Annotated in this window: 24 protein-coding genes; 7 read left to right on the plus strand and 17 right to left on the minus strand. The window is 33.7% G+C overall.

What is annotated here, in order from left to right; translation table 11 throughout:
- Positions 1 to 19: 19 nt before the first annotated feature.
- Both BMW63_RS04765 and murI read left to right on the plus strand, forming a co-directional pair.
- Positions 20 to 520 (plus strand): OmpH/Skp family outer membrane protein, encoded by a 501-nt coding sequence (locus BMW63_RS04765; protein WP_074721742.1) that lies wholly within the window; start codon positions 20 to 22, stop codon positions 518 to 520.
- Between the two features lie 112 nt (positions 521 to 632).
- Positions 633 to 1,409 (plus strand): glutamate racemase, encoded by a 777-nt coding sequence (gene murI, locus BMW63_RS04770; protein WP_074721744.1) that lies wholly within the window; start codon positions 633 to 635, stop codon positions 1,407 to 1,409.
- A 10-nt stretch (positions 1,410 to 1,419) separates the two neighbouring features.
- Here the strand turns inward: murI and BMW63_RS04775 are convergent, their stop codons facing one another.
- Complete coding sequence (locus BMW63_RS04775; protein WP_074721746.1) at positions 1,420 to 1,935, minus strand: gamma carbonic anhydrase family protein; 516 nt, start codon at positions 1,933 to 1,935, stop codon at positions 1,420 to 1,422.
- 19 nt (positions 1,936 to 1,954) lie between these two features.
- Complete coding sequence (locus BMW63_RS04780) at positions 1,955 to 2,953, minus strand: PorP/SprF family type IX secretion system membrane protein (RefSeq protein ID WP_074721748.1); 999 nt, start codon at positions 2,951 to 2,953, stop codon at positions 1,955 to 1,957.
- 158 nt (positions 2,954 to 3,111) lie between these two features.
- On the opposite strand from BMW63_RS04780, the gene BMW63_RS04785 reads away from it, so the two are divergent.
- From BMW63_RS04785 to BMW63_RS04800, 4 genes are all read left to right on the plus strand, one after another.
- Complete coding sequence (locus tag BMW63_RS04785) at positions 3,112 to 4,011, plus strand: NifU family protein (protein ID WP_074721750.1); 900 nt, start codon at positions 3,112 to 3,114, stop codon at positions 4,009 to 4,011.
- Positions 4,012 to 4,137: 126 nt separating this feature from the next.
- On the plus strand, positions 4,138 to 4,338 hold the full coding sequence (locus BMW63_RS04790) for a dodecin family protein (protein ID WP_074721751.1): 201 nt from the start codon (positions 4,138 to 4,140) through the stop codon (positions 4,336 to 4,338).
- Positions 4,339 to 4,562: 224 nt separating this feature from the next.
- Positions 4,563 to 4,997: a hypothetical protein gene (locus tag BMW63_RS04795; protein ID WP_074721753.1), complete on the plus strand. Its 435-nt coding sequence runs from the start codon at positions 4,563 to 4,565 to the stop codon at positions 4,995 to 4,997.
- A 77-nt stretch (positions 4,998 to 5,074) separates the two neighbouring features.
- Complete coding sequence (locus tag BMW63_RS04800; RefSeq protein ID WP_074721755.1) at positions 5,075 to 5,902, plus strand: mechanosensitive ion channel family protein; 828 nt, start codon at positions 5,075 to 5,077, stop codon at positions 5,900 to 5,902.
- 9 nt (positions 5,903 to 5,911) lie between these two features.
- Here the strand turns inward: BMW63_RS04800 and tsaB are convergent, their stop codons facing one another.
- The 3 genes from tsaB to BMW63_RS04815 are packed head-to-tail and all read right to left on the minus strand — an operon-like array spanning position 5,912 to position 9,314.
- Entirely contained in the window at positions 5,912 to 6,580 is a 669-nt protein-coding gene (gene tsaB, locus BMW63_RS04805; protein ID WP_074721757.1) for a tRNA (adenosine(37)-N6)-threonylcarbamoyltransferase complex dimerization subunit type 1 TsaB, read from the minus strand.
- A gap of 58 nt (positions 6,581 to 6,638) precedes the next feature.
- On the minus strand, positions 6,639 to 7,937 hold the full coding sequence (locus BMW63_RS04810; protein WP_074721759.1) for an efflux RND transporter periplasmic adaptor subunit: 1,299 nt from the start codon (positions 7,935 to 7,937) through the stop codon (positions 6,639 to 6,641).
- 6 nt (positions 7,938 to 7,943) lie between these two features.
- Entirely contained in the window at positions 7,944 to 9,314 is a 1,371-nt protein-coding gene (locus BMW63_RS04815) for a TolC family protein (RefSeq protein ID WP_074721761.1), read from the minus strand.
- A gap of 197 nt (positions 9,315 to 9,511) precedes the next feature.
- Between BMW63_RS04815 and BMW63_RS04820 the strand changes: the two genes are divergently transcribed.
- Entirely contained in the window at positions 9,512 to 10,921 is a 1,410-nt protein-coding gene (locus BMW63_RS04820; RefSeq protein WP_074721763.1) for a DUF4403 family protein, read from the plus strand.
- A 12-nt stretch (positions 10,922 to 10,933) separates the two neighbouring features.
- On the opposite strand, the gene BMW63_RS04825 is transcribed toward BMW63_RS04820, so the two are convergent.
- The 12 genes from BMW63_RS04825 to gcvH form a co-directional block, all read right to left on the minus strand.
- Positions 10,934 to 11,161 carry a hypothetical protein gene (locus BMW63_RS04825; protein WP_074722076.1) on the minus strand — a complete coding sequence of 76 codons (228 nt, stop codon included), beginning with the start codon at positions 11,159 to 11,161 and terminating at the stop codon, positions 10,934 to 10,936.
- Between the two features lie 34 nt (positions 11,162 to 11,195).
- On the minus strand, positions 11,196 to 11,738 hold the full coding sequence (locus BMW63_RS04830) for a DUF420 domain-containing protein (RefSeq protein ID WP_074721765.1): 543 nt from the start codon (positions 11,736 to 11,738) through the stop codon (positions 11,196 to 11,198).
- Positions 11,739 to 11,743: 5 nt separating this feature from the next.
- On the minus strand, positions 11,744 to 12,430 hold the full coding sequence (locus BMW63_RS04835; RefSeq protein ID WP_074721767.1) for an SCO family protein: 687 nt from the start codon (positions 12,428 to 12,430) through the stop codon (positions 11,744 to 11,746).
- A gap of 11 nt (positions 12,431 to 12,441) precedes the next feature.
- Positions 12,442 to 13,083: a hypothetical protein gene (locus BMW63_RS04840; RefSeq protein ID WP_074722078.1), complete on the minus strand. Its 642-nt coding sequence runs from the start codon at positions 13,081 to 13,083 to the stop codon at positions 12,442 to 12,444.
- An 88-nt stretch (positions 13,084 to 13,171) separates the two neighbouring features.
- A complete protein-coding gene (locus tag BMW63_RS04845; RefSeq protein WP_074721769.1) occupies positions 13,172 to 13,528 on the minus strand; it encodes a cytochrome C oxidase subunit IV family protein in 357 nt (118 codons plus the stop codon).
- A gap of 18 nt (positions 13,529 to 13,546) precedes the next feature.
- Positions 13,547 to 14,575: a cytochrome c oxidase subunit 3 gene (locus tag BMW63_RS04850; protein WP_074721771.1), complete on the minus strand. Its 1,029-nt coding sequence runs from the start codon at positions 14,573 to 14,575 to the stop codon at positions 13,547 to 13,549.
- A gap of 42 nt (positions 14,576 to 14,617) precedes the next feature.
- Positions 14,618 to 15,205 (minus strand): cytochrome c oxidase subunit 3, encoded by a 588-nt coding sequence (locus BMW63_RS04855; protein WP_074721773.1) that lies wholly within the window; start codon positions 15,203 to 15,205, stop codon positions 14,618 to 14,620.
- A gap of 2 nt (positions 15,206 to 15,207) precedes the next feature.
- On the minus strand, positions 15,208 to 16,110 hold the full coding sequence (gene cyoE, locus BMW63_RS04860; RefSeq protein WP_175460261.1) for a heme o synthase: 903 nt from the start codon (positions 16,108 to 16,110) through the stop codon (positions 15,208 to 15,210).
- A 175-nt stretch (positions 16,111 to 16,285) separates the two neighbouring features.
- Positions 16,286 to 18,403 carry a capsule assembly Wzi family protein gene (locus BMW63_RS04865; RefSeq protein WP_074722080.1) on the minus strand — a complete coding sequence of 706 codons (2,118 nt, stop codon included), beginning with the start codon at positions 18,401 to 18,403 and terminating at the stop codon, positions 16,286 to 16,288.
- A gap of 19 nt (positions 18,404 to 18,422) precedes the next feature.
- Positions 18,423 to 19,166 carry a deoxyribose-phosphate aldolase gene (deoC, locus tag BMW63_RS04870; protein WP_074721780.1) on the minus strand — a complete coding sequence of 248 codons (744 nt, stop codon included), beginning with the start codon at positions 19,164 to 19,166 and terminating at the stop codon, positions 18,423 to 18,425.
- Between the two features lie 244 nt (positions 19,167 to 19,410).
- The gene (locus BMW63_RS04875; RefSeq protein WP_074721785.1) at positions 19,411 to 19,794 is read right to left on the minus strand and encodes a VanZ family protein; all 384 of its coding nucleotides are present in this window, start codon (positions 19,792 to 19,794) and stop codon (positions 19,411 to 19,413) included.
- Positions 19,787 to 20,167, minus strand: coding sequence for a glycine cleavage system protein GcvH (gene gcvH / locus BMW63_RS04880; RefSeq protein WP_074722082.1), 381 nt, complete (start codon positions 20,165 to 20,167; stop codon positions 19,787 to 19,789). The genes BMW63_RS04875 and gcvH overlap by 8 nt, the downstream gene beginning before the upstream one ends.
- Positions 20,168 to 20,202 lie beyond the last annotated feature (35 nt).

Genomic DNA, 20,202 nt, shown 5'->3' on the forward strand with positions numbered 1-20,202 from the left:
ACTTAATATTTTAAAAACGATGAAACAGATTAAAACTTTATTAATTGCTGCAATATTCATGTTAGGAGCAAATCAAACAATTAGCGCACAAGCAAAAACAGCTCACGTAGACGTAAGTGAAATCATGGCTAAAATGCCAGCTATGTTAGATGCTCAAAAGCAATTAGAGAAACTAAGCGGAACTTATGATGCCGATTACAAAAAAATGGTTGAAGAGTATCAAGCAAAATTAAAAAAATACGAAGCTGAGTCTGCTACTGTTACTGATGCAATAAACGGAGATCGTTCTAAAGAAGTTCAGGATATGCAAAAAAGAATTGTAGATTTTAGAGATAATGCTCAAAAAGAATTACAACAAAAAGAATCTGATATTGTAAAACCATTAATGGAAAAAGTAAGAGCATCAATCCAAAAAGTGGGAAAAGCTAAAGGGTTCCAATATGTGTTAGACGGTTCTACACTTTTACTTGCTGACGGTACAAATTTGACTGCCGACGTGAAAAAAGATTTAGGCTTCTAGAAAATAAAAATCTTAATATAAAATACCGCTCACCTCTAAAGGATTGAGCGGTATTTTTTTTGCTCAATAAATTATCTAGGAATTTTAATCCATACCACTTAACTTTGTTTTAATGGACAACAACCAACCAATAGGCATTTTTGACTCAGGCATTGGCGGTACTTCAATATGGAGAGAGATACACCATTTGCTTCCAAATGAAAAAACAATATATCTTGCCGACAGCAAGAACGCTCCTTATGGCCAGAAATCAAAAGAAGAGATTATTGCACTAAGCATGAAAAACACTGACTTACTACTCAAAATGAATTGTAAACTAATTGTAGTAGCCTGTAATACCGCAACCACAAATGCAATAAGAGAACTAAGAGCAAAATATGATATTCCTTTTATTGGTATAGAACCTGCTATAAAACCTGCTGCCACAAATTCAAAAACACAAACGATAGGCATTTTAGCTACCCAAGGAACCCTTATCAGCGAACTTTTTAATAAAACCGCAAAACAGTTTCAAAGCACTAAAATTATTGATCAGATAGGTCATGGCTTAGTCCCACTTATCGAAAGTGGGAAAATGATTTCCCCAGAAATGACGCAATTGCTTCACTCCTATTTAACTCCTATGATTAACGCAAATATTGATTACTTAGTATTGGGTTGTAGTCATTATCCTTATCTGATTCCACAAATAAAAGAAATACTACCCGAGCATATTCAAATCATAGATTCAGGCGAAGCTGTGGCTAAGCAAACGCGAAATCTTTTAAAAGAAAAAGTGGGCTTCACAACAGAAAAAAACGGAAAAGCTATTTTTTATACTAATGCAAATCCAACAGTATTACGGGGAATTTTACAAAATAAATATGACGTGATAGAAAAAGACTTTTAAGTCAAGGATCTTACTCTTCTTTAAACCAACTGGAATACATTACATAATTATTAGAAATCCGTTCAATCTCGCCTGCAAAATCCGATTGATCGATATCTTTCACTTTTCTGGCAGGAACCCCAGCCCAGATTGACCCAGATTCAACCGTTGTATTCTGGGTTATCACGGCACCAGCAGCTACAATGGAATTGCTCTCAATAACACAATTGTCCATTACTATTGCTCCCATCCCTATTAACACGTTGTCTTTAACGACACAACCATGAACGATTGCATTGTGTCCAATTGATACATTATTACCTATAATTGTAGGATGTTTTTTATAGGTACAATGAATAACTGCTCCGTCCTGGATATTCACTTTATTACCTATTTTAATAAAGTTTACATCTCCTCTAATGACGGCATTAAACCAAACACTACAAGATTCCCCAAAACTTACATCACCCACAATAGTAGCATTTTCAGCCACATAACAATCCTCAGGTATACGAGGCGACTTTCCGTTGACAGATTTTATTAACATTATATGACTAAATTAAATTTTAATTAATGGCAGGGCAGTTGCAATCATATTTTACAGGCTTACAAAACAAGTTGATACCTAAGGTAATTTGGTGATAACCACCATTATCAAATTTCACAGCACCAGACACATGTGAATACGTATATGCAAACATAAAATTATTGTAATTAACTCCAATGATTGGAGTGAAGTATTGTAATTTTTGACTAGAAACACCACTATTATTAGAATATTGTGCACCGTCAAAACTACGTCTATAGGATAAACCGCCCCAAAGTGTTCCAAAATCCATGTTTTTATAGGCTTTCAAATTTACATCAAGTGTTTTTTCTTGTGTTTTTTCAACAAGCTGAAATAAAACAGAAGGTTCAAATAATACCCTGTCCCTATCTCCAAAAATATAACCTACACTCAATAAATATTTTCGTAAATTATCACTTTCGTACTCACTATAAATATCTCTTCTTGTTTCAATAACATTTTTAACAGTTCCATGAGCATAAAAATCCAAATAATTATACGACGCTCCAAAATCGACATTGAAATAAGAATCTTTCTGCACTATAGTACCGTCAATAAGTGGATCCCATGCTCCCGATTGCATAAAACTAGTTTCATCTAATTGACTCTGAATCAAACCTGCACTAATACCAAAAGACAATTGATTCAAATCGATTTCGTCCCTAGAAAACATAAGGTGATAAGCATACGTAAGCTTAACCCCTTTTTGAGAATGATACCCATTCTTATCATTGAAAAGGATAATACCTGCACCTGCTTTTTCGCTAACTCTTCCATTAAAACTTATAGTTTGAAGTTCTGGTGCATCCTCTTGACCAAACCATTGTTTTCGTGCTGTTAATCTTATTTTAGCGCAATTAGCTGCCCCCGCCATAGACGGATGAATCAAATAGTAATTGTCTGACAAGTAATCGGAATAGACTGCTATTCCTTCTTGAGAGTAGGCATAAGACGAAACCAAGAAAAGAAAAGTTAAAAATTTAATTTTGAAATACATTGAGACAATATTAATTGAAAAATGGATGCTAAAAAACTTAAAAAGTGAAATTAAACTACTCTAAATAATTAAACTAAAGTTAATTTATTCATTAATAAATCAAATATAGCTAATCGTAGAAAATAACTTTAGTAAATTTGTAAAAATTTATAAATATCATGACAAACGTTACCATAAAAGAAACACAAAACCCAAGTATACTTAAATTTGAATTTGAAGATTTCATTACTCAAAACGAAAGTTTTGAATTCAAAAACATAGATGAGGCGAAATCATCACCACTTGCACAGCAACTATTTTACTTACCTTTTGTAAAAACAATATATATATCTGGTAATTTCATAGCCATCGAAAAATATAACATCGTAGAATGGGAAGATGTTAAAGATGCTGTAGCAGAGCAAATCAATACTTTTGCTAATAATGGAGGAACAATTATAACAATCGAAGAAAACAAAACAAAAAAACAGCCCATAACAGTTTATGGAGAAACAACTCCAAACCCAGCTGCACTAAAATTTGTTGTAAGTCGAATGTTGACAAAAAACGCAATAGAGTTTAAAAATATCGATGACACCGCTGCCTCTCCTCTAGCAAAAGAATTGTTTAAATTTTCTTATGTGAAAGAAATTTTCATCGATGAGAACTATATTTCTGTTACCAAATATGAAATCAACAACTGGGAAGAAATAACATTAGAACTTAGAAGTTTCATTAAACAATTTATTGAAAACGGAGGCATAGTCCTTGATGAATCTATGCGTGTTTCTACTGATAAACAAGAAAAATCTAAAACTGCTGAGTTTGACAAACTAGATGTCACTTCACAACAAATCATCAATATACTTGAAGAATATGTAAAGCCTGCTGTTGCAGCTGATGGAGGAAATATTATTTTTGATTCTTACAATGAAAAAGATAAAATTGTAAAAGTAATACTTCAAGGTGCATGTAGTGGTTGTCCATCTTCAACATTTACATTAAAATCTGGTATTGAAAACATGTTAAAAAGCATGCTTAACGATGAGAAAATTCAAGTAGAAGCAGTAAATGCATAAATAATTTAGCTCATAAAAAACAATACAACTAATTGACATTGTGTTATTTAATAAAATTAATACGCTTTTTGATTCGTTTTTTAGAAAATAATTACTAAATTTAAGTTCACCTTAAAAATAGAAATTATGTCAGTATTAAAAGTTATTGAATTACTTGCCAGTTCAACGGTCAGTTGGGAAGATGCCGCACACAAAGCGATTGCTAAAGCTTCGAAATCGGTAAAAAACATAAGATCAGTCTATATTAAAGATCAAAGTGCAGCTGTAGTTGAAGGTAAAATTTCCGAATACAGAGCTACACTCAAAGTGACATTTGAACTTGAATAATTCAAATTGAAAGAGTCAATTAAGCGTCTCGTCAGGGACGCTTTTTTTATTTACGGTGCCTTTATAAAAGAATTTCCTTAAGGCACATAAAACCTTCCTTTTATTCATCAAATATAAAAAAACACATCACTTAATCTCTGACTATCAGCAAACTATTATTGAATTAATATCTTTCCGCGTTAAAAAAATGATTACTATTGTACTCTAATGTAACACTAGGAACTATGGGAGTAACATCATTTTTAAAAAGATTATTTGGCTCTGCCAAAGAAGCCACAAATGAATTGGCCGACAAAGCGGAATTAGCTTTAAAACAAGTAAAAGAAAATGCCACACCATATATAGAGAAAGCAGAATCATTCGTAGAAGAATCCATAGAAAAAACTAAAGAGACTGCTACTCCACTTATTGAAAAAGCTAATGATTATGCACACCAAACAAAAGAAGTCATTGGTGAATATGCTCACGAAGCAGGCGATATGCTAGGAAACATTGCTAAGACAGTAAAAGGAAGTGCCACAGAAGCATTAAAAGAAACAGAAGCCGCGATCAAAGAAACTAAAGAATCACACGCTGAAATGACGGAAAACGAAGGCACTTTAACTAACGATAATACTTCAAAGGAATTCGGAAATAGAGTTGAAGAAGACGCCGATTAGTATTTAAATAATAATTCGTATTTTTGCAACATAAACATAAACCTTCTCTTTTGAGAGGGTTTTTTATTACCTTAAAAATGTATCTAGACCAAAAATACGTTACTGATTACGCCAGCACCTTCGTAAAAGTTTTTATTGACTACTCCCCAAAAATGATCTCTGCATTTCTTATATTATTTGTAGGGCTTTATGCAGTACGAATCATAAATAGGTTAATTAGAAAAGTTATGGTCAAGAGGGAATTAGACCCCACTTTGACTAATTTCCTAGGAGATATTCTACTTTGGGTTTTACGAGTACTACTATTTGTGACATTCATATCAAAATTAGGAATAGAGACCTCCTCTTTTGTAGCCATTTTAGGAGCAATGGGACTCGCCGTAGGACTGTCGCTTCAAGGCTCGCTTTCTAATTTTGCAGGAGGAATGTTAATTATTCTTTTTAAACCCTTTAAAGTAGGACACACAATAGAAGCACAAGGTGTGTTTGCTACAGTTAGTGAAATTCAAATTTTTGTAACCAAACTAACTACTCCAAACCATCAAACAGTATTTGTTCCAAACGGTATATTATCTAATGGGACAATTACCAATTACTCTCTGGAAAAATTTAGAAGAGCTGATTTAACCTTCGCAATTTCTTATGATTCTGATATCAAGAAAGCGAAAGATTTGATTCTGTCAATTTTAAACGAAAATCCAAAAGTCCTGCAAACACCAGAACCAGAAGTTTTTGTAAAAAACCTAACCGATAGCGCAATTGAACTTGCAGTGCGCCCTTGGGCAAACAGTGCAGACTTCGGAGCTGTTTTTACTGAAACTTTAGAAAATTGCAAAACCGCTTTTGATGCTGCAGGAATAATAATCCAACCGTATGTAAAAGAAATGTCTAAAGTTGCAAACTAACTATTTTACTTATTTTTTTGAAGTAGTTAACATAAAATCTTTTAGATAAAAAGGTTCAAAATAAGCGACATCAACTGTGTCATTTATTTTATACTTTTCAAAACTAAGAGCACTCATTTGATTTGCCGAAGGGTATTTTATTTCTTCCAAGAATATAAAATTTTCCTTCATCAACACAGTTTGCGCTTTCTCAGCACAATCCCCAACAAAGTAAACTAATCCCTCTAACTCTTCAAATGAGTTATCTGCTATAATTTGCGCCTGAGTTTCCCTTTTACTTTCTAATTCTGGCGTAAATATCGCGCTATACACTTCCATTCTTCTGGCATCAATCATTGGTACAATCAGCCCATCAAAAACAGACGCCTGAGCTGCCAATATTTGCAAAGTATCAACTGCTATTAAAGGAATACTTAATGCATAACATAAGCCTTTAGCAGCAGAAACACCAATGCGAAGACCAGTATAAGATCCCGGTCCCTTACTCACCGCAATCGCAGATAAGTCTTTATATACAATACCCGCTTCTTTTAGACTTTCTTCAATAAAAACATGCAAGCGTTCAGCATGTGAATACCCTTCTTCTGCAATTTCATTACATATAACGGTTTCTCCATTTTTAGCAATTGTTACTGAACAATTTTTCGTTGAAGTTTCGATGTTAAGAATATAGGCCACTACTTTTATATTTAGGATCCAAATTATTTATCGGCAAAAGTACAAATCTAAAAATAAACTATTTGCTTTTTTCTTTGACGTTTTCTGATTTAATAAACACCATATCACCCGAATTCAAATCTTTAGAAACAGTAGTATACGGCCCTACAATCACGACATCTCCTTTTTTAAGACCCATTTTTACCTCTATATTTGTATCGTCTTGAATTCCAGTTTTGATAACGCGTATTTTAGCTTTATCCCCTACTTTTACAAAAACGCATTCGAATTTTTTATCGCTTTTTGGCACTTCTTTTTTATCATCAGCAGGATCCAATACTTTACTATCGCTAACCGCCGCTGTATCCGATTTAACAACTACAGCACTTATTGGCACTGCCAATACATCCTTCTTTGTTTTAGTTATAATATCAACAGTTGCTGTCATTCCTGGTCTAAAAGGAGAATAAGCTGCTGGCTTTCCTTCTAATAAATCTAAATATGATTCTTTAAGTATTCTTACTTTTACTTTAAAATTAGTTACTTGATCTGCTGTTAAAGCTGAACTAGCCGAATTAGAAATACTCGTAACGGTGCCTTTAAATTGTTTTTTTAAATAAGCATCAACTTCTACCTTAGCGGCATCACCTACTTTAATTTTTACAATATCATTTTCGTTTACATCTACTTCAACTTCCATGTTATTCAAGTTCGCTACTCTTAAAATTTCAGTACCTGTCATTTGTTGCGTCCCTAATACTCTTTCACCCAACTCCACATTAAGCATCGAAATAGTACCGTCAGCAGGAGCATAAATTACAGTTCGCCCTAAGTTATCCTGAGCCTCGCTTACCGAAGCTGAAGCACTTTTTACATTAAAGTATGCGGATTCTTTTGTAGCTCTAGCAACTTCAAAGGAAGCGATTGCTTTATCCCAATCTGATTTAGAAATAATCCCTTTTTGAAACAACACTTTGTTTCTTTCGTAGCCTGATTTCGCTTCTTTAAACTGGGCTTCAGCCTGAGTCAATCCGGCTTTCGATCCCGATAAACCTGCTATCGTTCTGTTTAAACTTGATGTATATAAATCTGGATTTATCTTAACTAATAAATCCCCTTTTTTAACTACTTGCCCTTCTATAACAGGTAAGGAAATGATTTCCCCAGAAACCATAGAGGAAATCTTAACCTCAATTTCGGGTTGAATTTTACCGGTAGCAGAAACAGTTTCAACGATAGTTGTAGCATTGACTATAGCTGTTTCGACTTCCTTGCCTTTATCTTTGCTTCCAATAACTCCAGTTTTTGAAAGTATTATTAATAAAGCGATAACACCAATGGCACCACCTATTAAGACATAAATCGTTTTCTTTGACATAATCTATTAGTTTTTAATGATAGGAATTCCAAAATAGAATTCTAATATTTTAATTTTGAAAATATAATCGTATTTAGTCCTAAGCACATCAGACTGTGCATTAGACAATAAGGTTTGAGATTGATTTAAATCGAAAGAATTCATTAAGCCAACATCAAATTTTTCTTTTGCATAATAATAGGCTTCCTGTCTCGACTCTAATGCCACTATGGACGATTCATGGGCATTTAAAGCCCCTTTTGCATCAGTAAACGCTGTATAGACATTTCTTTGCAAATCTAAACTTTGCTGCTCAACGGCAATTTTGGATTTCTCCAAGTTTACTTTAGAACGCTCTACATTATTTCTGGCTGAAAATCCATTAAACACAGGAATCGATAATTGCGCTCCAAACGATTGCCCTTTGTTATCTCCGAATTGAGTAAAAAATGGAGGCGGAGCTTGTGTTCCTATAACTTTTCCAGTATTGTCACGCAATGCAACATCAGCATACGAAATCCGAGTATTGAAGTTATAGAATCCTATTAAAGTCGGTAGCAAACCTCCTTTTGCGATAGCCACACTTTTTTCCGCTATTTCCAGATTAGTTTGGGCTATTTTCAATTCTGTTCTTTGTTCCTTCGCCTTATCATATATAGCTGTTGGTGTCTGCAACAATATACTATTTACATCTTTTGCCTCTGTATCATCTACAACATCAAAATCTTGAAAACTGTCCAATTGTAGTAATTGCGCTAAACTAAGTTTAGAAATCAACAAAGAATTTTCGGCAGTAATCACTTTTTGATTATCAGATGCTAATGTAGCTTTAACATCTAGCAGGTCTCCTTTAGGTATTGTCCCAGCATTTACTAATTCCTGCGAACGCACTAACTGCTTTTCATTAATACTCCTTTGATCTACTTGAACTTTTAAATTTTCCTTATTAAAAAGTACTTGTAAAAAGGCATTTGCTACATTAAGGGCAATATCCTCTTGCATTTTTACCAATTGATATTTAGCTCCAACAATAGAAAGATTGGCTCTTCTAAGTGAGTTTTGGTTCTGTAAACCTTTGTAAATATCGATCCCCACATTAGCTCCAGCTGAAGTAAACTGCGTCGTTTGATTTTGCAAAAGTCCCGTCGTTATATCTTGGTTTAAACCAATATTCCACGAATGAGATGCATTAGCGTTTAGCGATGGAAGAAAACTCCCTATTGCTCCTCTTTTATCAATGGTAGACGTTTTAATATCTAACTCCGTCTGTTTGATTGAAATATTATGCTCCAACGCATAATTGACGCACTCCTTTAATGTCCACTTTTTGGTTTGAGCATTTGAGGTTAGACTGTACAGTAGTAATAGAATTAAACTAAAATAAATTTTATTTGACATATCTCTTTAAATAAATTGTAATGTAACGGCTACGCGAAAGTAACATTTTCATTCCTTGAATTTCGAATAAAAATACAAAATCTTGATGAACGTAGCCTATCATATAAAATTAATTAGACATTAAAAATATGCTTTTGTTACAAAAAAACAAAAAAATATATTTGTTTCACTAATTTTGCAGCCTCAAATCACTACAAATGCTAAAACGTACTTCATTCCTATTTTCCGCATTCACATTCATGCTTTTCTTTAGCTGCTCTCCCTCGCAAAAAATAAGCTCCTTAAAACCGGAACCAGACGATGCAAGTCCTTTGGTGTATGAAAATACTCCCTCTTTTATTACTTTGCCAATTACCGTTAAGCTTAAAGACATTGAAAACCAAAGTAACGCACTTTTAAACGGATTAATCTACGAAGATAGCAACATTGAAGATGACAATATAGAAATAAAAGTATGGAAGTTAGCCCCCATAACCATCGAAAATACCAATGAAAAGTCAGGAGACAGAATAAAAACTACGTTACCCCTAAAAGTTTTAGTTAAATACAGAATAGGCACAAAGACACTAGGTACCGAATTCTACAAAACCCAAGAGTTCAACCTTAACGGAGTGGTGATATTAACAAGTGAGGTTAGCTTGACTAATTGGAAATTAAACACCAAAACAGAACTGAGTTCTTTAGACTGGAATGAAAGTCCTACCACAACTGTTTTTGGAAAAAACATTCCTGTTACCTATCTAATCAACCCAGCAATAAAACTATTCAAGTCTAAAATAGAGCGCAAAATTGATGAAGCAGTGGGAAAATCAATGGATTTCAAACCAAATGTACTAACCGCCTTAGAAAAAATTTGTATGCCATTTCAAATGAATGAGGACTATGAAAGTTGGCTACGAATAGTTCCTTTGGAAATCTATACTACCACCTCGAAACTACAGAATGATCAATTTTCACTACAAATGGGTATGAAATGCAATATAGAAACTATAATAGGTCAACAACCCGCATCAAAATTTGATTTGAACAAAATAACTTTAAAACCTGTTACTAAAATTCCAAATCAGATTACAGCTAATATTGTTACCGTATCTACCTACAACGATGCTTCTAAAATAATGAAGAAAAATTTTGCCGGGCAAGAATTTGAATCAGGTGGCAAAAAAGTAAAAGTACAGGATGTTACAATTTGGCACAAAAACGGCAAAATGGTTATTGCTCTAGATCTATCAGGGTCTGTAAACGGAAAAATTTACTTAGCCGGTTTTCCTCAGTACGACGACAAGTCTAAAGAAATATCTTTTAACGACTTGGATTACGTTTTAGATACTAAAAATAAATTAATGCGAACGGCGAACTGGCTTGCCCAAGGATTAGTTCTTCGCAAAATAAAAGAGAGCTGTCGCTATTCTATCCAAAGTAATCTAGACGCTGGTAAAAACACAATAACAAGCTATCTGAAAAATTACTCTCCAATGCCTGGTGTGTTTGTAAACGGAAAGGTCGAAGACCTACGATTCCAAAAAGTGCAATTAACAAACAATGCTATAATCGCTTTGATCAAAGTAAATGGGGAAATAAATATTTCGATTGATGGACTAAAATAGAAACAATCTGACTTAGTCCGTTTTTTTATTTTTTCTCATGCGATACACAGCATAACCAATACCCACAACCAGAACATAAGGAATCGCCATCAGGTAAACGATACCGTCATTCACTGCCTGCGCCTGCACATTATTCTCTTTACCTCCTAATGCAGCTCTACACATGGCACATTGTGCCTCAACATTAAGAGAAAAAAATAAAGAAACGATAAAAATTAGTATTGTAACTTTCTTTTTCATAACTCTTTTTTCCAGTTTTTTATTTCCTGTTATTCTATCTGACATAGTAAGGCGAAATCATTAAATAAACGACAACACCAGTAACAGCCACATACAGCCAGATAGGAAAAGTAATGCGAGCTATTTTTTTATGCTTGTTGAACACTTGAGCCCAAGCTCGAACATACGTAATCAAAACTAAAGGAATAATTATAATTGACAATATGACGTGTGTCACTAGTATAAAATAATATACATACTTTATAATGCCTTCTCCACCAAATTTGGTAGAATCAGAAGTCATATGATAAGCAACATACATTACAAGAAAAGCCACAGACAAAGCAATAGCGCTTGTCATCAATGATTTGTGAAGCCTTCTATTACCGTTCTTAATTGCAATAACAGCAGCTATTAATAAAATAGCCGTAACACCATTTGTAGTGGCATAAATACGAGGTAAAAAAGAAAGAGGTTCCACATTGTAACCAAAATCTTTTAGTTTCACTCCAAAAAGAAACGCAACTGCAACCGGTATGATGATGGATACTGCTATTATCCACTTATTATATTTCTGCTCTAAATTTTGTTCTTTCATCTTATTTATTCTTCTAATAAAACACTAATATCTTGTTGAATATCTCTAACTCCTTTTTTGTCCAAACCATCATAATACAAGATAGGATTCCCAAAGTCGTCTTTTCTGCACCGGATATTTCCGTTTTTATCAATCAAAGCAAACAGACCTGAATGCTCGAAGCCTCCATTTACCTTACTATTTTCTCCTGCATAAAGATTAAAACCTTTATTAGCCAAATCATAAATATAATCTCTATCACCGGTCAAGAAGTTCCAATTTGATGATCTAACACCCAAAAATTTGGCGTGTTCTTTCAAAACTTCGGGTGTGTCATGCTTAGGATCAATACTGATCGATACTATACCAAAATTTGGATTACCAAAAAATTTCTTCTCAATCAATAACATGCTTTGATTCATTTTTGGACAAATAGAAGGACAACTCGTGAAGAAAAACTCTAAAACATAAACCTTGCCCTTATAGCTATCATTTGTAATCTTCATGTTTTCTTGATTCATTAATTCAAATTTTGGTGCCGGACCTATTTTGATTAACTTCTCATCTGTTGCGTTTGTCATTTCAACCTTGTCTAAACGGTCTCCTTTTACAACTTCATTATTTTGTATTCGCGATATTATTTTAGGAACTGCATATATTCCAAAAACAAGAATAATAAACGAAATCCCGATGTATGATTTATTTTTAAACATATAACCTAAATTTAAAGTTGCTTTGTAGCATTGTGATTTTTCTTAAGTGCTGCTCGATATTCGTAAAGGATCACTTTAAAATCATCTAACATCTCATTACTAAGTTCCGAAGGATGAAAAGTATTGTAGCCTTCTTTATATTCTTTCACCTTCTTTCTTCCCCTAAGGTTTCTCGCTTTGTCTAAGATATAAACGTCTGGAGTTCCAGAATGCGCGTCTAACTCTCCAACTAATTTTAATTGACTATAATAAGAGTTAATCTCTTGAGGAGTGGTAAACAAAAAATGCCATTGAGATACATCTGTAAATTCGTCTAAAGCATCCAAAATGCTTTTAACGTCATCTTCTGTACCCAAAGGACAAAGCATGACAAACTGAAGATCTTTAAAAGTATGATAGCGCTGGTATATCTTTTCATTAAGATTGAAGAGATTACCTCGGTTTTCCAAAAGATTAGATCCGCCAAAACCTAAAATTGTTATTTTATTATCTAAAGAAACTTTTTTTCCATCTAAAGATTGCCAATTTCCAAAATCATTCACCTTAGGGGTAATAATGGGTAATTTAGTAAAACCATTTACACCAGAAGCAAAAAAAAGATAAGCCACTATAGGCAATATAAAAAGAACAAAAAGAACGATATTTTTTTTCATTATAATGAAGGTGTCATTTAAGGTACAAAAATAAAATAAAAAAGGGCATCCGCCGCGACGGATACCCTTTTTTTGAATTAATATATTGTTAAAAATTCCATTTAATGGTCGAATCTTTAAAAACCCCATAAATATAATTACCTTCCGTCAATAGAATGAAGAGTAAATATAAAACTAAAAATATTACTGGTAGCACAACTGAATATCTTAGAGCGCCTTTTTCACCCTCCATATGCATAAAAGCGTAAACGATATAATATGCTTTGTATAATGTAAGGCCATAAAAAATCCAGTTAAGCAAACTTAACCCTAAAAGATAACTCAAGTGTAATGCATCTGGCTTAAGAATACCTAAGATAACTTCTACGATAGTAACCATAGATAATATTCCGAAAACTTTCCAGATTCTACTGGTATTTGAAACATATTCGTGTTCGTGTGACATAATAATAATTTTTGAAAATTAAACTAGATAGAAAACCGTAAATACAAATACCCAAACTAAATCGACGAAGTGCCAGTACAAACCAACTTTTTCGACCATTTCATAACTCCCTCTTTTCTCGTAAGTTCCAAGAAGTACATTAAAAAATATAATGATATTTATAATTACACCAGAAAAAACGTGAAATCCATGAAATCCTGTTATAAAGAAAAAGAAATCAGCAAATAACTTACTACCGTATTCATTCCTAACCAAGTTAGCCCCTTCAACAACATAAGACGCTTGAGTCAACCTTAACTCAGACTCTTCTCTTGTTAAAACCGTCTTTTGTTTAAATTTACTTAAGTCGTGATTTATTTTTGCATCAACCTTAGTTTCTGGAGTTGCTTCATAAATAACTTCCGTTCTAATAAGAAGTCCAGGATGCGCTTTAAACCCTGCTTGAACTTCTGCAATAGAGTAAGTAGGCAAAGCAGGCTCACTCATGAACCACTTTCCTTTATTTCTTGTCAATTGTTCTCTTTCTACTGGCAAAGTTGCAGCAAAATCAGCTAGCGCAACACGATGCCCATCTTTATCAACAAACTGAAGTAAACTACCTCCTTTTGTTTCGATAGCACCATATTCCCCTTTGATAAAGTTTTTCCACTCCCAAGCTTGCGACCCTACAAAGATCCCTCCACCTAAGATTGTTAAAAACATATAAAGAACAACCTTGTTTTTTTTCATTTGATGACCTGCATCAACAGCCAAAACCATTGTTACAGATGAAAAAATCAAAATAAAAGTCATCAATGCCACATAATACATCGGTGCAGAAACACCGTGCATAAATGGAAAGTGAGTAAACACTTCATCGGCCAACGGCCATGTCTCAATAAATTTAAATCTAGAAAAACCATAAGCGGCTAAAAATCCAGAGAACGTTAAGGCATCTGACACGATAAAAAACCACATCATTAATTTACCATAACTTGCTCCCATTGGCTCATTGCCGCCTCCCCAAGTTTTTTCTTCGCTATTCCCAGCAGTAACTGTCGATTCCATAAAAGTTATTCGTTAAAAAGTTCCCAAATTTACGTTTTTTTCTTATTTAAAGAAATATAAAAATACAAATAAATAAATCCACAAGAAATCAAGAAAGTGCCAATACATTGCACCTAGTTCTATTCCAAGAGTTTGACTCGAATTGTATTTTTGTTTAAAATGATTATAAATTATAATTAGCAATGAAATTAACCCCCCTGCAAGGTGAATTAAGTGCACCACGGTCACAACATAAAGAAATGTAGTTGTAATTGAGCTCTCACTTCCTGTAAAATAGTACCCTTGTTGTACTATCTGATCAAAACCTACAAATTGCAAAATTATAAACAAAATTCCCAATGCTAAAGTAGCAAAAAGAAATGTAGTAGTCGCACTTTTATTGTCTTTTTGAATCGATTTTTTAGCCAAGTGAAACGTGACACTACACCCAATTATCACAATAGTACTAAAATAAAAGGCTGTTGGCAATTCAAAATCTTTCAACCAATCTACTCTTGATTTACTTACCACAAACGCACTAGTAAGACCAGCGAACATCATGGTCATACTGACCATAGCAAACAGCAATATCAATTTGTATGATCTTGCCGTTCTAGATTTATACTCTTCTGTTGTCATTGTAACTTCCATAACTATCTCAAAAATTTATCAATTATATATACGAATTGTAACAAAGTAATATACGCAACACTAACCAGCATCAACGTTTTAGCTGCTTTTGCTGTTCTTAACTTATAGAGTTTCACTGCATAAAACAACATCCAAACACCCAATAAAAAAACTGCTACTGCTGCCACAGGAGATATAAACAACTTCCCGGTATATCCTAACGAAGGCAACAATGAAGCTATAACAAGCCATATCGTATATAAAATAACTTGCAAAGCAGTACCCTTGTCTTTCTTTCCTGTTGGTAACATAAAAAAACCAGCTTTTTCATAATCTTCATACAAAAACCAACCAATTGCCCAAAAATGAGGAAATTGCCAAAAAAACTGAATTAAGAACAACGTTCCCGCTTCTATTCCAAAATCACCCGTTGCCGCAACCCATCCTAACATGAACGGTATAGCACCAGGGAAAGCGCCCACGAAAACGGATAACGACGTCATTGTCTTTAACGGTGTATAGACACTAGTATATAAAAATATAGAAATCGCGCCAAACATTGCTGTTTTAGGATTGATCATATATAGTAATGTAATTCCTATTATGGTAAGCAAACTCGCAACAACTAAAGCAGAAAAAGTAGACATTCTTCCTGCAGGAACAGGGCGATTTTTAGTTCTGTCCATCAACGCATCCAAATCTTTTTCAATCACTTGATTAAATGCATTTGAAGCTCCCACCATACAATATCCTCCTATGGCAAGCATTATCAATACAGACCACTGAAAAGGATGTTCACTATTAAAACCCAAAAAATATCCTGCGATAGAGGAAAATAAGACACTTATAGCCAATCCCGCTTTCGTGATTTCTTTAAAATCAAGAAAAACTCTTTTAAGGGAAAATGTATTTGACGTACTATTCAATGCGGTTTTCATTTGGTTTTTTAAAACTGCTGCAAAGGTACAACTTACAGATAGAAATTAGAATGAAGAATTTAGATTTTTTTTAAAGTAATATTGATATAAAAAAAATACTTCCGAATAATTACTAAACAAAAGCTCCTTTTTTGAATTTAAACACCGTTAATTCAAACCTTTTCTAATAATCAAAATACCAATTAAAAACGTCTGCGCGTAGTCCTAAGGTGAACCAATTAGTACTCTCACGGAATGTAGCTGCGGTATTCTTTGTAGGATCAAAACTTCTATAAATATAACTACCAAAAATCTTTAAATTAGTTGTCGGATTTACTAAATATCCTCCTTGAATATCCGCTATAAAAAGCGACGTTTTATTCCCCTGCCCCACTTTCACACCGCTATCAAATGGTCGTTTTTCATCATAATCTTTATAAATATTTCCACCATAATTAAAACTGTCGTCAGCATTGTCAAAATCCAAGCCACGGGTACCCGCAGTGATTTTTGCATCAGCAAAATACCTACCTTTGTGGTAGCGGGCAATTGCAATAAATTCTTTGAAATTTCCACCCCACTGATGGCCGATGCTTTGATTATTATGTCCATAATTTGTAATTGGCACACTATGAGAATACACATAGGGCCGCACATGATTGTATTCAAACTGCAGTAATAAATTATCAACATGGAATGCATTATAGTATTTGACTCCCAACTGATACCCGTATTTATTTTTCCAACTGTTATCTCGCTTTTTTATATCTCCTAAAGAAAATTCGTCTAACAAAAACTGACCATAAACATTAACTTTATCGCTCCACTTATACTTATATGTAAGCCCTAATAACGCATTTCCAGTTCTGGCAGAAGAGGCAAACTCAACTGACCTGTAAAATATAATCGGATTAACAAAACTAGCATCGAAGCCCCTGTCATTTGTATTGGTCCAAATAACTGATTCGAAGAAACCAAGATTCAATCTATTGGAAATATTCCAACTCAAATAATGGTTTGCCATAAACTTAGTCGCGTAGGTTCTCTCCAGAGTAACTTCGGGACGCACATCTTTCAGCCACATATACGTATTAGTGTATTTAATTTTCCAAAAATTAGTGTTTATTTTAAAATAAGGATACGGACTTGCTCCGTCACTCTCCATCAACGAGCGGTACCCGTCTCCGATAAAATTCCTTCCATAACCCAATTGCAAATCGACATGCCTGCTTGCCGAAAATGTTAAATTAGCTTCCGCCAAAGGGAAATCATAGGAATCAGTTTTAAAATCCTTTGCAATTCCCATTCCAGGAATAATTGCAGGGTTACCACCGGCAGGCTTTATCGATTCAGCATACCGATTAAAATAATCTGCAAAACGTCCCTGACTTTCAAATACAGTGGTAGAAAAATTTAGTTTATCCCCAAGCCCTCCTCTAAAATTAATCGCGCGTGTATTGACATACGTATAAGAAACATCGCTACCAGAAGCTTTACCTACTTGCAAATCCAATATCGGGTTTAAGGACAACCAATAGCCGTCTCCCTGGATTTCAACTGCATTTTCATTCCACAACTTTTTCGCCCACCAACCAACAACATTTTTCTTGAGTTTTTCATTTACCTCTTTAATATCATAGTACTTTGAAACCTCAGCATAAGTATACGGCTTTGAAGCAGTGTGGTTATTACTTCCTACTCGATTTAACGCCCCATCAAATTGTGCGTAGTAACTATGTGAGAATGGAATATTTAAATGACTATCATACTCCGGATTATTGTATTTCTTATAAACAATACTATCTAATTCCGTTAGTTGCTTTGTATTACTTTGTGATATTTCGGCACGAGCCAATGCCTCTGAAGCTCTTGATTCAGCACTTTTTAATGGAATTGAAATCGTGATATTGTATTTTGAATAAACTGACTTGCCATTATAAGTTGACGGACTAATTTTAGGAAACTTGGCAAAAACTCTCTTCGCTTCCTTAATTAATTCTTCATCAATTGCATTTACATAGATTACTTTGAAAATACCTGTTGCATCTACCTCAAAAAGCACTTTTACATTTCCCTGAAAATTATTTGCCACAAGCTCTTCAGGAATAACAAAATTTTGAAAGACAAACTCTTGAACCTCATCATAAAAACAGCTTTCCAGTTCTTTATTCTCCAGATTCTTACAAATTGAAAAAACAGGAAAACGCTCAGGAGAACGATTCGACTCTAATAAATCTAGATCTTGTGCATAGGTAAAAAAAGAAAGAAATGATGCAATTAAAGTTAACAAACCCTTTTCCATATTTATTTTGATTGTATAATTAGTATCCAATGTTGGTGTTTTCTCCGTTAGCAATTGTTTTTGCTCCTGACGTTCCTATTCGCTTCACTCCTAACTTAATCATTTCAACCGCCTCTTCGTAGGTTCTAACTCCCCCAGCGGCTTTCACAGATAGTGGTATCGCATTTTCTAACATCAAAATAATCGACGGTATTGTCGCCCCATTAGGCAAATTATTATCCGTTTTAAAAAATCCAGTTGAAGACTTAACAAATACCGAGGAAAAACTAGTTTCCTTAAAATTAGAAACTACAACCTTTTTTATCAAATCCGTCAATTGTACAATCTGCTCATCATTCAATGCAGCAACCTCAATAATCCATTTTACCACTTTATTGTTTTCGATACCAAGTTGAGTTCCTTTCAAAATCTCTTCTTTAATCAAATCAATATTACCATTCTTAAACGCTTCATAATTACAGACAAAATCTAAATCATCTGCTCCGTCCTGAATTGCCTTTTCTGCTTCAACTAATTTAACGGCAATAGCTGACTTCCCTTCCGGAAAATCGATAACCGTTCCAATTTGTAAATTCGAACCAGCCTCAGAAACCATTTGTTTAGCTGATAAAACCATATTAGGACGAATCATGATCAATTTAAAATGCTCATTAATAGCTTCCTGAATAAACCCTTCGACTATTTTTACATTATCTTCTTGATTAAGCCCTGCCTGCTCCGCCGTTTTTAAATAAGTCGAATCTAAATATTTTTTGATGTTCATTTTTCTACTGATTTAACTATAATTGATATCTTCATAAATTACAAAAATACATATTAAATTGGCATAAGTTTTATAGTTACAAATACTTTTAAAAGCGACCACCATAGCTATCTACCCAAATTTTAGACCAGCAAAATGACTGTCCAATAAAACTAATCAAATCTGAGGGAAATTAAATTGTAAAGCAAAAAGAAATACCTCTTTAAAACAAACAAATCCCACCGAAGTGGGATTACTATTTGTATCAGATTTTATTTAAACGCCTATTTCTAAAATATAAAAAAATTAAAAACACAGCTAAAACTGCTCCAACCATATTTGCTACTACATCTAGTGCGTCCTCTTTTCTGGTTGTAGTATATTGACCTTGCATGATTTCAATTGTAATTCCGAAAAGGACAGAAAACAAAAATGAAATAATATATGGCTTATAACTATCCGGATCTTTTATTTGTGTTTTAAAGAACAAAATCCAAAGTGATGTAAATACGAAATGAAAGAAAGCGTGAACTATTTTATCTAAGTTTTCAATATTTACGACAGGCATCTTATTCGACTGAACTAAACACAGAAAAAGAACCAACCCTGTCCATAATAAAGCAATCCAGAATACTATTTGTTTAAGCACATATAAGTTCTTTGTATGCCTCACTTGAAAGTAAAGAATCATAATCTGCAACATTTGAAACTTTAATTTTTATCATCCAACCAGCACCATAAGGATCTGCGTTTACTGCTTCCGGAGTACTTTCTAAAGCGTCATTGAATTCAATAATTTCTCCGGATAAAGGCAAGAACAAATCCGATACTGTTTTAACAGCCTCTACAGTACCAAAAACCTCATCTTTTTCTAAAGTCTGGTCCAAAGTTTCCACTTCAACATAAACGATATCCCCTAATTCTTTTTGAGCGAAATGTGTGATTCCTACAGTTGCAACATCACCTTCTAAACTAACCCATTCGTGATCTTTAGTGTACTTTAAATCTGCTGGTATATTCATAATAAATACGTATTGATAATTGATAATTGAATTAT

Origin of the sequence: Flavobacterium frigoris (assembly GCF_900111075.1) — a bacterium.
Lineage (GTDB): Bacteria > Bacteroidota > Bacteroidia > Flavobacteriales > Flavobacteriaceae > Flavobacterium > Flavobacterium frigoris.

Coding starts and splice junctions, on each gene's coding strand:
- BMW63_RS04765 (WP_074721742.1), top strand. CDS start 20: ATGAAACAGATTAAAACTTTATTAATTGCTGCAATATTCATGTTAGGA.
- murI (WP_074721744.1), top strand. CDS start 633: ATGGACAACAACCAACCAATAGGCATTTTTGACTCAGGCATTGGCGGT.
- BMW63_RS04775 (WP_074721746.1), bottom strand. CDS start 1,935: ATGTTAATAAAATCTGTCAACGGAAAGTCGCCTCGTATACCTGAGGAT.
- BMW63_RS04780 (WP_074721748.1), bottom strand. CDS start 2,953: ATGTATTTCAAAATTAAATTTTTAACTTTTCTTTTCTTGGTTTCGTCT.
- BMW63_RS04785 (WP_074721750.1), top strand. CDS start 3,112: ATGACAAACGTTACCATAAAAGAAACACAAAACCCAAGTATACTTAAA.
- BMW63_RS04790 (WP_074721751.1), top strand. CDS start 4,138: ATGTCAGTATTAAAAGTTATTGAATTACTTGCCAGTTCAACGGTCAGT.
- BMW63_RS04795 (WP_074721753.1), top strand. CDS start 4,563: ATGGGAGTAACATCATTTTTAAAAAGATTATTTGGCTCTGCCAAAGAA.
- BMW63_RS04800 (WP_074721755.1), top strand. CDS start 5,075: ATGTATCTAGACCAAAAATACGTTACTGATTACGCCAGCACCTTCGTA.
- BMW63_RS04810 (WP_074721759.1), bottom strand. CDS start 7,937: ATGTCAAAGAAAACGATTTATGTCTTAATAGGTGGTGCCATTGGTGTT.
- BMW63_RS04815 (WP_074721761.1), bottom strand. CDS start 9,314: ATGTCAAATAAAATTTATTTTAGTTTAATTCTATTACTACTGTACAGT.
- BMW63_RS04820 (WP_074721763.1), top strand. CDS start 9,512: ATGCTAAAACGTACTTCATTCCTATTTTCCGCATTCACATTCATGCTT.
- BMW63_RS04825 (WP_074722076.1), bottom strand. CDS start 11,161: ATGAAAAAGAAAGTTACAATACTAATTTTTATCGTTTCTTTATTTTTT.
- BMW63_RS04830 (WP_074721765.1), bottom strand. CDS start 11,738: ATGAAAGAACAAAATTTAGAGCAGAAATATAATAAGTGGATAATAGCA.
- BMW63_RS04835 (WP_074721767.1), bottom strand. CDS start 12,430: ATGTTTAAAAATAAATCATACATCGGGATTTCGTTTATTATTCTTGTT.
- BMW63_RS04840 (WP_074722078.1), bottom strand. CDS start 13,083: ATGAAAAAAAATATCGTTCTTTTTGTTCTTTTTATATTGCCTATAGTG.
- BMW63_RS04845 (WP_074721769.1), bottom strand. CDS start 13,528: ATGTCACACGAACACGAATATGTTTCAAATACCAGTAGAATCTGGAAA.
- BMW63_RS04850 (WP_074721771.1), bottom strand. CDS start 14,575: ATGGAATCGACAGTTACTGCTGGGAATAGCGAAGAAAAAACTTGGGGA.
- BMW63_RS04855 (WP_074721773.1), bottom strand. CDS start 15,205: ATGGAAGTTACAATGACAACAGAAGAGTATAAATCTAGAACGGCAAGA.
- BMW63_RS04865 (WP_074722080.1), bottom strand. CDS start 18,403: ATGGAAAAGGGTTTGTTAACTTTAATTGCATCATTTCTTTCTTTTTTT.
- deoC (WP_074721780.1), bottom strand. CDS start 19,166: ATGAACATCAAAAAATATTTAGATTCGACTTATTTAAAAACGGCGGAG.
- gcvH (WP_074722082.1), bottom strand. CDS start 20,167: ATGAATATACCAGCAGATTTAAAGTACACTAAAGATCACGAATGGGTT.